The 14554-nt window shown below is 70.2% G+C and carries 11 protein-coding genes and 1 tRNA gene; 9 read left to right on the top strand and 3 right to left on the bottom strand.

All coding sequences use genetic code 11. The features are described 5' to 3' along the window. Positions 1-50 precede the first annotated feature (50 nt). From OG520_RS05315 to OG520_RS05295, 5 genes are all read left to right on the top strand, one after another. Positions 51-1064, top strand: coding sequence for an ABC transporter permease (locus OG520_RS05315; RefSeq protein WP_406012368.1), 1014 nt, complete (start codon positions 51-53; stop codon positions 1062-1064). A gap of 82 nt (positions 1065-1146) precedes the next feature. Further along, on the top strand, positions 1147-2007 hold the full coding sequence (locus tag OG520_RS05310; protein WP_266431402.1) for a carbohydrate ABC transporter permease: 861 nt from the start codon (positions 1147-1149) through the stop codon (positions 2005-2007). 52 nt (positions 2008-2059) lie between these two features. Then, positions 2060-3733: an extracellular solute-binding protein gene (locus OG520_RS05305; RefSeq protein WP_406012367.1), complete on the top strand. Its 1674-nt coding sequence runs from the start codon at positions 2060-2062 to the stop codon at positions 3731-3733. Then, positions 3730-5196, top strand: coding sequence for a M1 family metallopeptidase (locus OG520_RS05300; protein ID WP_406012366.1), 1467 nt, complete (start codon positions 3730-3732; stop codon positions 5194-5196). Before OG520_RS05305 ends, OG520_RS05300 begins: the two co-directional genes overlap by 4 nt. After that, positions 5193-7409 carry a right-handed parallel beta-helix repeat-containing protein gene (locus tag OG520_RS05295; RefSeq protein ID WP_406012365.1) on the top strand — a complete coding sequence of 739 codons (2217 nt, stop codon included), beginning with the start codon at positions 5193-5195 and terminating at the stop codon, positions 7407-7409. The genes OG520_RS05300 and OG520_RS05295 overlap by 4 nt, the downstream gene beginning before the upstream one ends. 105 nt (positions 7410-7514) lie before the next feature. On the opposite strand, the gene OG520_RS05290 is transcribed toward OG520_RS05295, so the two are convergent. Together OG520_RS05290 and OG520_RS05285 are read right to left on the bottom strand one after the other, a co-directional pair. After that, the gene (locus OG520_RS05290; RefSeq protein WP_406012364.1) at positions 7515-8417 is read right to left on the bottom strand and encodes a transketolase family protein; all 903 of its coding nucleotides are present in this window, start codon (positions 8415-8417) and stop codon (positions 7515-7517) included. Between the two features lie 66 nt (positions 8418-8483). Continuing rightward, positions 8484-9185: a transketolase gene (locus tag OG520_RS05285; RefSeq protein ID WP_406012363.1), complete on the bottom strand. Its 702-nt coding sequence runs from the start codon at positions 9183-9185 to the stop codon at positions 8484-8486. 126 nt (positions 9186-9311) lie between these two features. Between OG520_RS05285 and OG520_RS05280 the strand changes: the two genes are divergently transcribed. The 4 genes from OG520_RS05280 (at position 9312) to OG520_RS05265 (ending at position 11834) form a co-directional block, all read left to right on the top strand. After that, a tRNA-Pro gene (locus tag OG520_RS05280) sits at positions 9312-9388 on the top strand. A gap of 450 nt (positions 9389-9838) precedes the next feature. Next, positions 9839-11053, top strand: coding sequence for a helix-turn-helix domain-containing protein (locus OG520_RS05275; RefSeq protein ID WP_406016423.1), 1215 nt, complete (start codon positions 9839-9841; stop codon positions 11051-11053). A gap of 125 nt (positions 11054-11178) precedes the next feature. Then, entirely contained in the window at positions 11179-11601 is a 423-nt protein-coding gene (locus OG520_RS05270; protein ID WP_406012362.1) for an ATP-binding protein, read from the top strand. Next, positions 11598-11834: a hypothetical protein gene (locus OG520_RS05265; RefSeq protein WP_406012361.1), complete on the top strand. Its 237-nt coding sequence runs from the start codon at positions 11598-11600 to the stop codon at positions 11832-11834. The genes OG520_RS05270 and OG520_RS05265 overlap by 4 nt, the downstream gene beginning before the upstream one ends. Positions 11835-12190: 356 nt before the next feature. Here OG520_RS05265 and fusA read toward each other — a convergent pair whose 3' ends face one another. After that, entirely contained in the window at positions 12191-14296 is a 2106-nt protein-coding gene (gene fusA / locus OG520_RS05260; protein WP_406012360.1) for an elongation factor G, read from the bottom strand. Positions 14297-14554 lie beyond the last annotated feature (258 nt).

The following is a 14554-nucleotide window of genomic DNA, read 5'->3' as shown; positions in this document are numbered from 1 at the left end:
TGCGGCCCCAGAAGGCCCACCACGCGCCACCCAGCCGAACAGGACGCACCATGGCTGAAACAGCACCCCCGTTGCCGCGGGAAAAGCGGCGACGGAAGGCTGAAACACCCTCCCCGCCAGCCGCCGGGGCCGTAGTCGCACAGCAGCGGCTGAGCCTCTGGCAGCGGATCAAGCGGGACCGGGTGATGCTGTTGCTCACCCTGCCCGGCCTGCTGTACTTCGTCGTCTTCCACTACGTACCGCTGCTCGGCTACGTCGTGGCGTTCCAGGACTACCAGCCGTACCTCGGCTACATGCACAGCGTCTGGGTGGGGTTCGCCAACTTCTCCGCGGCGTTCGGCGAGCCGGCCTTCTGGTCCGCGACGTTCAACACCCTGGAGATCGCCCTCGTCCAGCTGGTGTTCTTCTTCCCGGTCCCGATCGCCCTGGCCCTGCTGCTCAACAGCATCGCCAGCGACCGGATCAGGCGCTTCGTGCAGAGTGTCGTCTACCTGCCGCACTTCATCGGCTGGGTCATCATCGTCTCGATCTTCCAGCAGATCCTGGGCGGTGCCGGGCTCCTGCCCGACGTCCTCGGCGGCCTGGGGCTGCCGCGCTACGACATGATGAGCGACCCCGACGCCTTCCCCTGGCTGCTGACCCTCCAGGTCGCCTGGAAGGACGCCGGCTGGGGCACGATCATCATCCTCGCCGCGCTGCTGAACATCGACAAGCAGCAGTACGAGGCCGCCGCCATCGACGGTGCGGGGCCGCGACGCCGCCTGTGGCACGTGACCCTGCCGGGCATCGCCCCCGTACTCATCCTGCTGCTGATCCTCAACCTCGGGCAGATCCTCTCCGTCGGCTTCGAGCAGATCCTGCTCCAGCGGGACGCGGTCGGCCCGGACGCCGGTGAAGTCCTCGACACCTACGTCTACTACCACGGCATCAAGGACAACGACTGGGGCGTCGCCGCCGCCGTCGGACTCGTCAAGGCGGTCATCGGCACCGCACTCGTCCTGGGCGCGAACAAGTTCGCCCACCGACTCGGCCACGAAGGGGTGTACCGCGGTGCTGACCGCTGAGAAGACGCGCGCCACGACGGAATCCACCGCACCGGCGCCCCGCCCCGCCCCCGCCCGGAAGTCCGACGGCCGTCCCCCGTGGATGGAGCGGCCGACCCGCATCGGACAGATCGCCAAGGCGATCGCCATCGTCGTGGTCGTCCTCGCCGTCGCCTACCCGCTGGTCGGCGTCATCGGCACGAGCTTCGCCTCGCAGACCGACATCATCAAGAGCTCCGGCCTCGTCCTGTGGCCGGACCACCCCACCCTGGACGCCTACCGCACCATCTTCACCGGCGGAGTCGTCACCCGGGCGCTGATCGTCTCCCTGGGCATCACGGTCTTCGGCACCCTCGCCAGCCTCCTCGTCACCGTCGGCATGGCGTACGGGCTCTCCCGCCGCGATGTCACGGGCTCCCGCTTCATCCTGATGACGGCCCTGTTCACGATGCTCTTCAACGCGGGCATCATCCCGAACTTCCTGCTGGTCAAGGGCCTCGGTCTGTACGACACCTACGCGGCGCTCGTCATGCCCACCCTGGTCAGCGCCTTCAACCTGGTCGTCCTGCGGTCCTTCTTCATGAACCTGCCCGAGGAGCTGTACGACGCCGCGAAGGTCGACGGAGCCGGAGACTTCCGCATCCTGGTGCGGATCGTCCTGCCGCTGTCCAAGGCCGTCCTCGCCGTGATCAGCCTCTTCTACGCGGTGACGTACTGGAACGCCTTCTTCAACTCGCTCCTTTACCTCAACGACTCCGACAAGTGGCCGCTGCCGATGGTGCTGCGCACCTACGTGCTCCAGGGCCAGAGCCTGAACGCCGCCTCGGCCGGCGAGGTGCTCGCCCCGCAGCAGGCCGTTCAGATGGCGGTCCTGGTGATCGCCGTCGTACCGATCCTCTGCGTCTACCCGTTCCTCCAGCGCTACTTCACCAAGGGCGTGCTCACGGGCGCCGTCAAGGGCTGAGCGCAGCCACCGCCCCCCACTCCTTCCTTTCCCCTCTCTCAAGGAGATTCAGGTGTCGAGCTCCACCCCCATCAATCGCAGAGCACTGTTCCGCATGGGTGCGGGCGTCGGTCTGGGACTGGCCGCCGCCCCGCTGCTCGCCGCCTGCGGCGACGGCGGCACGACCGCGAAGGCAGAGGCCAAGAGCGCCTCGCTGCTGCCCAACACCGCGGTCCGCAACATCGGCCTCAAGCCCGACCTGGCGGGCACCGCGGCGGGCGTTCCGCAGGGCTTCTTCAGCTACCCGGCCAAGCCGCTGCGCGCCACGAAGAACACCCCGCTCAAGGGGGCGAAGCCGATCAGCGCGACGATGGAGACCTTCTCGCCGCCGCCGCCCGCACGCGGCAGCAACGCCGCCTGGCAGGAGATCGAGAAGCTCCTCGGCGGCCAGGTGAACATCACGGCCGTGCCCGCGGACGACTACGGCACCAAGTTCTCCACCATGGTCGCCAGCGACAGCCTGCCCGACCTCTTCATGTACCCGGAGAGCGGTGGCGTCGACAACAAGGCCGCCTTCCTCCAGGCCAAGTGCGCCGACCTGACCCCGTACCTCGCCGGTGACAAGGCCAAGGACTACCCGAACCTGGCCGCGATCCCGAAGGGCGCCTGGCAGTCCGCCATCTTCGGCGGGAAGCTCTACGGCATCCCGATCGCCCGGACCGGCACCGGTGGCGCGGGCGTCTACCGCCACGACCTGTTCGAGGAGGTCGGCGTCACCAGCCTCGACCAGATCACCGACCTCGACCGGTTCGTCGAGGTCTGCAAGGAGCTGACCCGGCCCAAGCAGGACCAGTACGCCATCATCGCGGGCGCCACCAGCATGCTCGCCATGTCCGCGGGCGCGCCCAGCTTCTGGCGGCTGGACGAGAAGACCGGCAAGTTCACCGTCGACCTGGAGACCCCGGAGCACCGCAAGGCCGTCGAGACGGCGCGGCTGCTGTACAAGGCCGGCTGCTACTACCCGGGCACCCTCCAGATGTCCGGGGCGCAGAAGGCCCAGTACACGGACATGTTCAAGAACGGCAAGGGCGCCTACGTCTACGACGGCATGCCCACCTACCTGGCGCCCGGCGTCGGCTACATCGCCTCGATGAAGGCGATCGACAAGAAGTACGACCCGCGCCCGCTCGTGCCGGTCGGCAAGGACGCCGTCGCCTGGATGGACAACATCTCGCTCCAGAACACCCACATCAAGAAGGCGTCCGGAGACCGCGTCAAGGAGATCCTGGCCCTCGCCGACTTCGCCGCGTCCCCGTTCGGCAGCCAGGAGTACACCCTCATCAACTACGGGGTCGAGGGCAAGGACTTCACCCGGGACGCCAAGGGCAACCCGGCGCTCACCAAGCAGGGCACCCAGGACGTCACCGTGCCGTGGAAGTTCATGGCCTCCGCCGTCCCGGCGATCTTCAGCGCCGACTCGGAGCAGGGCGTCCGCCACGTCCACGACGCCTTCACCCGGATGATCCCCATGATGGTGCCGGACCCGACGCTCCAGTACTCCTCGCCCACCTGGGACTCCAAGGGTTCCGGCAGCCTCAACACGCTCAAGGGCGACGCGCTGAAGGACATCATCTCCGGTCGCAAGCCCATGTCCGCCTACGACCAGCTCGTCAAGGACTACCTGGCCAAGGGCGGCGAGCAGGCCCGAGGCGAGTTCGAGGACGCCTTCCAGAAGGGGAAGAAGTGACGACCCGACGCTCGGCCCTGAAACTCGGCGGCGCGGCGGTGGCCGCGGCCGTCGCCGTACCCGCCCTCGGCTCGCCCGCCTCCGCCCGGTCGCACGGCTTCGACCCGAAGCCGGGCTCGGACGGCGTCGGCGACCCGCTCTTCCCGACCCTCGGGAACGGTGGCTACCAGGTCGTCCACTACGACCTGACCTTCGACTTCACACCGGTCACCTACGACTTCACCGCCGTGGTGCGGATCAACGCCAAGGCCACCCAGGACCTCTCCGCGTTCAACCTGGACACCGACGGCCACACCATTGACGCCGTCACCGTCGCCGGCCGCCCCGCCACCTGGGCGCTCTCGCCCGGCAAGAGCGGCCAGGAGCTCACCGTCACCCCCGCCCGCCCGCTCCACAACGGGCAGGCGTTCACCGCCGAGGTCCGCTACCGGGGCAACGGCAAGGCGCCCCGACTCGGCCTGACCGGCTGGAAGTTCGGCACCGACGGCGGTTTCGCCTCCGCCGCCCAGTCCTCCCGCGCCGACACCTTTCTGCCCTGCAACGACACCCCGTCCGACAAGGCGACGTGGACCTTCCACATCAGCGCCCCGCAGGGCTATGTCGCCGCCGCCAACGGCGAACTGCTCCACAGGACCCCGCGCGCCGACGGCTCCACCGTCTGGCACTTCGCCCTGCGCGAGCCCATGGCGACCGAACTCATCGGCATCGCTGTCGTCAAGGGCACCTATCTGTACGGCACCAGCCACCGCGGACTGCCGCTGCGGCACATCGTCCCGCAGGGCCAGGAGGACAAGTACGGCCCGATCGTGGCCCGCACGGCAGACCATCTGGCCTGGCTGGAGGCGAAGTTCGGCCGCTACCCGTTCTCCGTCTACGGCGTCCACATCTACGACGGCTACACCGACGCCCTGGAGAACCAGACCCTCTCCCTGTTCTCCACCAACTGGTTCAAGCTCAACGCCGACGGACAGCCCGGCTACGAGACCACCATGGTCCACGAGCTCGTCCACCAGTGGTTCGGCGACTCCGTCACCCCGAACGACTGGCAGCAGGCCTGGCTCAACGAGGGCCCCGCCGTGTACTACGCCGGTCTGTACGGCGAGGAGCGCGGCTGGTCGGTCTTCGAGGACAAGATGAAGGCGACGTACGAGAAGCTCGACGCGGTCCGCGCCGCCGACGGGCCGCCCGGACTGCCCAAGGCGCTCGGCGGCACCAACATCTACGACGGCGGCGCCCTCGTCCTGTACGCCCTCGGCCTCCGGATCGGCCGGCGGAAGTTCGACCGGGTCATGCGCGAGTGGGTGAAGCGCTTCAAGGACTCCACGTACACCAGCGAGGCCTTCATCCGGCACACCGTCGACGTCACCGGCGACAAGTCCCTCGACCCGTTCCTGCGCGACTGGCTCTTCGGAGCCGTGAACCCGCCCATGCCCGGCCACCCCGACTGGAAGGCCTCCGCGTGAACCGCCGCTCCCCGAACGTCGTACGAGGAACCGCCGCTGCCGCCTCCGCCGCCGTCCTGGCCGCGCTCCTGGCGGCCCCGGCCGCCCAGGCCGCCCCCGGTACCCGCACCCTGTACGCGGCCCCGGACGGACACGGCACCTCCTGCACGGTCGCCCGCCCCTGCACCCCGGAAGGCGCCCGCGACCAGGCACGCACCGAGACCGGCCGCGACGTGCGCGTACTCCTGAAGGACGGCACGTACAAGCTCGACCAGCCACTGAAGCTCGGTCCCGCCGACTCCGGGAAGAACGGCCGCACGGTCACCTGGACCGCGGCCCCCGGCGCCCGCCCCGTCCTCTCCGGCGGACAGGACATCACCGGCTGGCGGCAGAACGCCGACGGCACCTGGGCCGCCGACGTCCCGGCCGGCGTCGACCCCCGCCAGCTCTTCGTCGACGGCAGGCGCGCGACCCGCGCCCGCGGCGAGGCCTGTGCGGCGAGCACCTGCGACGCCACGAAGACCGGGATGACCGGCGCGGTCGCCACGGGCATCGCCCAGTGGCAGCGCCCCACCGACGCCGAAGCCGTCATCCGGGTCCGCTGGCGCAACTACCACTGCCGGATCACGGGCGTGAACGGCGATGCCATGACCTTCGCCCAGCCCTGCTGGACCAACTCGTCGAGCGGTACCGACCGCACCGGACCCGCCTGGGACTCCACCACGGTCGACTCCACCCGCTACAGCGGCGTCGCCTACTTCGAGAACGCACCCGAACTCCTCGACCAGCCGGGCGAGTTCGTGTGGAACTCGAAGGACCGCACCGTCACCTACCTGCCGCGCAAGGGCGAGAACATGCGCCATGCGCGGGCCGTCACCCCGCACACCGAACAGCTGCTCGTCGTCGACGGTGCCCACGACGTCACCGTCAGCGGGATCGGCTTCGCGTACGCGGCGTACCGCCGGCCCGGCACCGACGAGGGCTACGCGGGCATGCAGGCCGGTCTCACCCTGACCGGCGCCACCGGCCCCGTCGACCACGCGGGCCGCTTCTACACCAAGCCGTCCGCCGCGGTGACCGTTCGCGGCGGACAGCGCGTCAGCATCGACAACGCCCGGTTCAGCCGGCTCGGCGGGGCGGGCGCGATCCTCGAAGCGGGCACCAAGGACAGCTCGGTGACCCGCTCCTCCTTCACCGACCTTTCCTCGGGCGCCGTCTACGTGGGCGACACCGAGCCGATGCCGTCGGCGGCGCTCGCGGGGGAGCGGAACACCGTCGCGCACAACACCATCACCCGCTCCGGCGTCGAGTTCACCGACTCGGTGGGCATCTGGGCCGGGTACGAGGCCGGGCTGACCGTCGACCACAACAGCCTGGACCACCTCCCGTACTCCGGGATCTCGGTCGGCTGGGGCTGGAACCAGCCCGAGTCCCAGAAGTCCGTCCTGCGCGACAACAAGGTGACGAACAACCGGATCACCCACGTCATGGAGGTCGCCCAGGAGCAGCACGACGGCGGGGCGATCTACACCCAGGGCGCACAGCCGGGCACGGTCGTCTCCGGCAACTACATCAACCGCTCCGCCTTCGGGAACACCGAGCGCGACGGCAACGGCATCTACCTCGACGAACAGTCCTCGCACATCGTCGTCGAGAAGAACGTCATCACCCGCATCGGCTACAAGTGGGTCTCGAACTGGGCGGACTACGGCATCCGGAACACCGCCCGGGGCAACTGGACCGACACCGCCGCGCCCGCCCTCGGTGGCACGGGCTCGGTCATGACGGACAACCTCACCGGCCTGGACCGGCTGCCGGCCGAGGCCCTCGCCGTCGCACGCCGGGCGGGCGCCCACGGCGGTCCGGTCGAGCAACTGCGCACCGACCTGGCCCGTACCGGCACGGCCACCCAGTCCTCCACCGAGGGAACGGCGGGCGCGGCGCTCGCCCTGGACGGCGACACCAACACGGACACCCGCACGCTCTCCGAGGCGGGCGCCTGGTGGCAGGTCGACCTGGGCGCCGAGCAGCGCGTCCGTCAGATCGAGATCTGGAACAACTCCTCCGCCACGACCGCCGACTTCGACGTGGTCACGGACGACGGAACGGTCCACGTCAGCGGGAAGGCGCTGCGCCCGACGGTCCTGGACCTGGACAGCCGCACCCGCACGGTGAAGATCGTGACGTCCGGCACCGGACGCGTGGCACTGTCCCAGCTGCTCGTCCACCCGTAGCGGTTCTCTCTCCCCCCTCCGGGCGGCATCGAGCCCGCCCGGAGGGGGGAGGGCGACACCGGCACCGGGACGCCGCCGGTCATCCGACCGGCGGCTCCGGCCCGGTCAGCGGTGGAGGAAGGCGCCGATCCGCTCCCGCAGCCCCCTCGCGTCCAGGCCGTGCGCGGCCAGGTGCTCGTCCATCTCCCCGTACTTGCGCAGCTCGGCCCGCCCCACTCCGAGGCCCAGCACGCGGTGCGGCAGCTCGGCGAGAGCGTCGTTGGCGGCAGCAGTGGACGTGCCCGCCAGATACGGCTCGACGATCACCACATCGGCGACCCCGTGAGCACCGACCGCCCGCCGCAGCCCGTCCCCGTCGAACGGGCGCACCGTCGTCGCGTACAGCACCGTCACATCGAGCCCGTCGGTCGCGGCGAGCACGTTGTCGAGCATCGGTCCGACGGCGATCACCACCCCGCCCGTCCCCTCCCGAACCGCGGTGAACCCGGTCCCCGCGCCGACCGGCCGTGCCTGGTCGTTGGACTGCACCGACAGGCGCACGTAGACCCGGCCGTCCCCGGCCGCGGCCTCCCGCAGCAGCACCTCGGCCTCGTCCGGGTGGCCCGGCACATGAACGGTCCAGCCGTCCAGGGTGTCCAGGAGCGCGACATCGCCCGGCGACATATGGGTGAACCCGCCGGCCGGCCAGTCGTACGAAGCTCCGGCGCTGACCAGCACACCGCCCACTCCCTGGTGGCCGAAGTCCAGCTTGACCTGCTCGAACGGCCGCTCCACCAGAAAGCTGGCGAAGGTGTGCACGATCGGCCGCAGCCCGGTCAGCGCCATCCCGGCGCCCGCGCCGACCAGCAGCTGCTCCCTGATTCCCACATTGATGACCCGGTCCGGATGGGCCCGCGCCGCCCCGCCGAAGCCGTCCCGGCTGATCTCGGCCAGGACCAGGGCGAGGCGCGGATCCTCGTCCAGCAGCTGTGACGTGGTGGCGATGAAGCGGTCACGCATCGTGTCCATGTGAAGTGTCCCTCTCGTGTCGTGCAGGCTCGGCGTACTCGGGTCCCCGGTCTTCGCGCGGTGCGTTCAGTCCTTCGGGTCGACGCGCGCGACCACGGCCCGCGGCTGTCCGGGGTGCGGCGCGGTGAAGGCCGCGTACAGCGCCTCGTGGTCCCGTCCGTCGACGGAGCCGACCGACCAGCCCGCCGCCTCGAACCGGGCCGCGATCCCGCCGGGCCGGGCGTACGAGGACGACGCGTTGTCGATCACCACGGTGTGCAGCTGCTCCAGCCCGGCCGGGCCCGCATAGGCCAGCGCCTCGTGATTGCTGCCCTCGTCCAGCTCGGCGTCCCCGATCAGCACCCACACGCGCGGATCGGTGAGCCCCTGCGCCCGCAACCCGAGCACGCTCCCCACGGCCAGCGGCAGCCCGTGCCCCAGTGACCCGCTGCCGATCTCGACCCCCGGCACCAGCATCCGGTCCGGATGGTGCCCGAGCGGTGAGTCGTACGCCCCGAACCCCGGCAGCAGCTCCTCGCCGAAGAAACCGTGCGCGGCCAGGACCGCGTAGTACGCCATCGGCCCGTGCCCCTTGGACAGCAGGAACCGGTCGCGGCCGGGCGCGTCGACGGTGTCGGGTGTCACCCGCAGCACCCGGTCGTACAGCACCCACAGGGCGTCCAGGGTGGATGTCGCTGCGGGGCCGTGCTTCTCGTCCCCGGTCATCAGGCTCATCAGACGGTTCATGTCGCGGTAGTCGCGCTTCGGTGCGGCGGTGGTTTTCGTCATGGCACAAGCGTTGAACATCAAGCTAGGTTGAGGTCAAGCGGTAAAGGCGTTCGTGACCACCCGCCCGAGTGCGGTATTGTTCTCATGCACGTTCAGCCAGGGGGAAACCCCAGGTCAGACGGGCATCGGGACGTGGCGCAGCTTGGTAGCGCACTTGACTGGGGGTCAAGGGGTCGCAGGTTCAAATCCTGTCGTCCCGACCATGCGGAAACGCAGGTCGGAGGCCGTTCTCTCATTCGTGGGAGGGCGGCCTTTCGTGCGTCTGGGGTCGTGGTAGTGCGGTCGCATGCCCGGACCAGGGATGGTTCGTCAGGGCCCTGGAGGCAGGTGGCGCGCGGGAGGGGAGTTCGTGGAGGGCTTCGCGTAGGCGGTGGACGGGGTCGCGTGATGGTCGCAGCCATGCGAGCTGGGGCGGGCGGCCAGCGGCTCGCGCGACCGTGGTGAGGGGGTGATCGACAACCAGAACGGCTTGACAAACGGCATTAGGAATCGGTGTCTGACGGCGGGTGAGGAAAGATCCTGGCGAGGTGACCGTTCCCGCAGTTTCGGCGCCGAGCACCACCACAAGTCCTGCGTCTCCGAGTGACGGGAGGCTTGGCTGCGGCTCCGTGCAGGCGAAGGAACACGGCAGAGCGGCGGCGTACCGTGGCAGCGTGGCAAACGAAGACCTGGGACGGACTCTGCGCCGCATGCGCCGCCTGGCCTCCCTGACACAAGAAGAGCTCGTCGAGCGCTCCGGCGTATCCGTCGATGTGATCCGCCAGCTCGAACAGGGGCGGAAGCACTCGGCGCGACTGCCCACACTCCACGCACTGGCCAACGGTCTCGGTGTGGAACTGACTACGCTCCTGGGTGACCCGCCTGCGGTCTCGTCCACAGGCGAGAACGACGGACCACGCTTCGTGGCCGTACGCCGCGCCATCATGCCCGTGCTCTGGGGGCCGGAGCCGGAGCCGCCAGAGCCTGACTTCTCGATGGACCGTCTCCGCGAGCAGATCGCGGACGGCTGGACGCAGTACCACGCCGCCGAGTTCGACACGGTGATGAAGGCGCTGCCGGACTTGCTCTCAGATGCTCGCACCGCAACGGCCTCGGGCAACGACGACGACCGCAGGGCCGGTTACGCAGCTCTGGGCAAGGCGCTTCAGCTCGCCGGACACGTTGCCGTGCGGATGGGCAAGACCGACCTTGCCCTGACGGGCCTGGAACGTGCCATAGACGCTGCGGGACAGTCCTCCGATCCGCTGCTCGTGCCGATGATCGTCAACTCCACGGCGTGGACCTATCAGCGGCAGGGGCGCCTGGAGGACGCGTTGAGCATCGCGCTCCGCGCCGCCGACGGCATGGTGGAAGCAGGCCGTGACGAGACGGCCGACGGCCTGAAGGTATGGGGCGCGCTGACCATGAGCGCCGCTACGTCGGCCGCCCGGAGCGGCGACTACGAGCGCGCGGCGACGATGATGGAGCGGGCAGAGAAGGAGGCCACCCGTGTCTCCAGGCTGCCTGATGAGGGCGACAACCGCATGGTCAGTGTCTTCAGTCCGTCGTCGGTCCGTATCGAACGCGTCCGGCTCGCAGTCCAGTATGGGCACCCGCAGGACGCCTTGGCGCTGGCCAAGGGGATGCGGCTGAGTAAGGACACTCCGCCGTCCTGGCGGACATGGCTTCTGCTGGATGTGGCCCGAGCCCACGCGGACACCGGGGACGCGGCCGGGGCGGTGAAGACACTGGAGTCCCTGCGCCGGGTGGCGCCGGCGTGGATGCAGCACCACACCTTGGCCGTGGCCATCGTGCGCGACCTGTGGGTCCTCCCCAACAAGCCACCAGGGCTCCGGCCGTTGGCGGATTTCTTGGGGGTTGGCGAATAGCGCGGTGAAAGTGGGACGTTGCGCCCCTGTCAGCGTTGCCGGTAACGGGCTTGCATGAGCGGACAGCGCCCCGGCGGCCGTGCGACCGGCCCCGGGGCTTGGCCGATCCGAGGAAGCAGAGCGACATGCCGCAACCTACAACCCGGGCCCGCCCGACCGGGCCCCCTGGGTACAGCGAGACCCTGCCGCGCGAGCCCGAGAGCGCCGCCACCGCCCGGCGCCTGGTGCGAATCGCCCTATCCGTCTGGAATCTGGACGACCTGGTCGAGGGTGGAGCCGTGATCATCTCTGAGCTGGTGTCCAACGCCGTTCAGCACGGGCGGAGAGAAACCATCCGAGTAGTCATCGACCGCCCCGCATCAGCATGCGTGCGCATCGGCGTCGTGGACTTTTCGAAGGTGCCCCCTGTGCACAGGGAGACGAACACCGGGAACGAGCATGGGCGCGGTTTGGCTCTTGTGGAGGCGCTGGCGAGCGACTGGGGCACGGATCCGCTGCCGTGGGGCAAGCAGGTGTGGGCGCAGTTGGGTGGGGAGGTACGAGGATGAGCATGCCGGCTGTGATCGGGTATGTGACGTGGACCCTGGAGCCCGATCGTGAGCCGGACACCGAGCCGACGACGTACGCGATGGAGTGTGCGGTGTGCGGGAGGGCTTCGGACGCCACCGAGGAGTTCACCGACGTGCAGTCCTGGGCGCCGAAACACTGCGGGCAAGAACCCGTCCCACCACACCTTCCGGGAGCGGATCACGCGACCCTGGCGTACGTGGCGCATGGGTGAGCCGACCGCCCACTGGCATGGCGACGCCCCGGCCGGTGAACTCCACCGAGCCGGGGCTCCGCCGTCGCACGTCTGTCTCAACCGGTCGGCAGGACGTCCGGCCGGTGCCTGCGTACCAGGCATTGAGTACCCGAGGCGCCTGTCGTGCGGTGGGGCCCTGTCCGTGGTCCATCTCGAACCCGGCTCGAAACGGCTGACGTTCGAGGGGGTGGCCTGGCCGACCGGGCACGCCCCCGCACGGGAGGACGACTGCGTGATCCCGGCGCACCCGTAGCCCGGCGCGCGGGAACGGGAGGCCGCGGCGACGGCCCGGCCGCGCCGGCCCCGCCCGCGAACGGGAGGGGCCGGCACGGTCGTTACCGGGCCGGTGTCCCCGGGGACACCGGATTCGGCGCCGGGGCGTAGCCGGTGGGGCGGGTGGTGAACGTTCCCCGCCCCTGGGTCCGGCTGCGCAACCGGGTCGCGTAGCCGAACAGCTCCGCCAGCGGCACGGTCGCCGTGATCACCGCCGTGCCCGCCCGTGCGATCGAGCCCGAGACCCGGCCGCGCCGCGCCGCCAGATCGCCGAGGACCCCGCCCACGGCGTCGTCGGGCACGGTGACGGTGACCTCCGCCACCGGCTCCAGCAGCACCATCGCGCTCGCGCGCAAGGCCTCACGGAGCGCGAACCGGCCGGCCGTGCGGAACGCCATCTCCGAGGAGTCCTTGGAGTGGGTGGCTCCGTCGGTCAGCGTGACCCGCAGCCCGGTCACCGGGTGTCCGCCGAGAGGGCCCTCGGCCAGTGCGTCCCGGCACCCGGCCTCCACCGCCCTGACGTACTCCTGCGGCACCCGTCCACCGACGACGGTCGACCGGAACACGAAACCGGCATCGCCGCCGTTGTCGGCGTCCAGGTCACCGCCGGCCTCCAGCGGCTCCGCGTCGAGGACGACATGGGCGAACTGGCCGGCGCCCCCGTCCTGCTTCACATGCCGGTACACCAGCCCGGACACGCCGCGGGCGACCGTCTCCCGGTACGCCACCTGCGGCCTGCCGACACCGATCTCCAGCTCATGAGCACGCCGGATCTTCTCCACGGCGACCTCCAGATGCAGTTCCCCCATTCCCGAAAGCACCGTCTGCCCGGTCTCGGGGTCGGTACGGACCGTCAGCGAAGGGTCCTCCTCGACGAGCCGCGCCAGCGCCGTCACCAGCCGTTCGGTGTCGGTGCTCCGGCGGGCCTCCACCGCCACGGAGACGACCGGGTCGGCCGAGGTCGGCGGTTCGAGGACCAGGGGCGCCGAGGGAGCGCACAGTGTGGCCCCGGTGCGGGCCGCCTTCAGCCCGATCACCGCGACGATGTCCCCGGCCACCGCCTTGTCCACGTCCGAGTGCCGGCCGGCCTGCACCCGCAGGATCCGCCCGATGCGCTCACGGCGCCGCGTCCCCGTGTCCAGCACCGTGTCCCCCTTCCCGATCGTTCCCGAGTACACCCGCAGAAAGGTCAGCCGTCCCGTGGCCGTCGAGTTCACCTTGAACACCAGCGCGGCGAACGACGCCGCCGGATCGGCGGCCCGCTCCTGCACCGCGCCGTCCAGGGTGCCGCGTACCGGCGGCACGTCCAGCGGCGAGGGCAGATAGGCCACGACGGCCTCCAGCAGCGGCTCGATCCCCCGGTTGCGGTAGGCCGAGCCGCACAGCACCACGACACCCTCACCGGTACGGGTCAGGTCGCGCAGCGCGGCCGTCAGAGTCCGCTCGGAGACCGACGACTCCGCGCAGAACTCTTCCAGCGCGGCCGGATGGAGCTCCGCCACCGTCTCTTCGAGCAGCCGCCTGCGGTGCCGCGCCTCTTCGCGCAGCCCGTCAGGCACCTGTCCCTCCTCGTAGGTGTCGCGGCCGTCGGCCCAGACCAGCGCACGCATGCGCAGCAGATCGACCACCCCGGTGAATCCGTCCTCGGCTCCGATCGGCAGCTGGACCACCAGCGGGACCGTGCTCAGCCGGTCCCTGATCGACGCGACCGCCGTGTCGAGGTCGGCCCCGGCGCGGTCGAGCTTGTTGACGAACGCGATCCGCGGCACCCCGTGCCGGTCGGCCTGCCGCCACACCGACTCGCTCTGCGGCTCGACGCCCGCGACGGCGTCGAACACCGTGATCGCGCCGTCCAGCACCCGCAGCGAACGTTCCACCTCGTCGGAGAAGTCGACGTGGCCCGGGGTGTCGATCAGGTTGATCCGGTGACCGTCCCAGTCGCAACTCACCGCGGCGGCGAAGATGGTGATCCCGCGGTCGCGTTCCTGGGAGTCGAAGTCGGTGACGGTCGTCCCGTCGTGGACCTCGCCCCGTTTGTGGACGGCGCCGGTGAGGTAGAGGATCCGCTCGGTGACGGTGGTCTTGCCCGCGTCGACGTGGGCGAGGATGCCCAGATTGCGGACGGCGGTCAGCGGACTGGTGGGTTGACGGTGGAGTTCGGTACGCACGGCCCATGGCCTTTCGGAATGATCCGGAATGGGATGGCGCGCGATTCCCGGACGAACCGGCCTGTGATCAGGCCGGGCGAAGACCCCTGAGACGGTGCGTCACACCGGTTTGCTGCCGCCCGTTCGTATCAACACCGGGCAGTGCTGGGTCAGTTGTTCGTACCGGGGGACCGGTACGGGCCGCGCAGCCCGCACCGGGCGCACGAAGACACCAGGATCACCTCGTACCGCGACGGGGGAACGACGACAGCGGTGCGG

It is taken from the genome of Streptomyces sp. NBC_00984 (genome assembly GCF_045162475.1).
Classification (GTDB): Bacteria; Actinomycetota; Actinomycetes; order Streptomycetales; family Streptomycetaceae; genus Streptomyces.
Note: the sequence above shows the minus strand (reverse complement) of the source record. Positions and strands in the feature narration are given on the sequence as shown.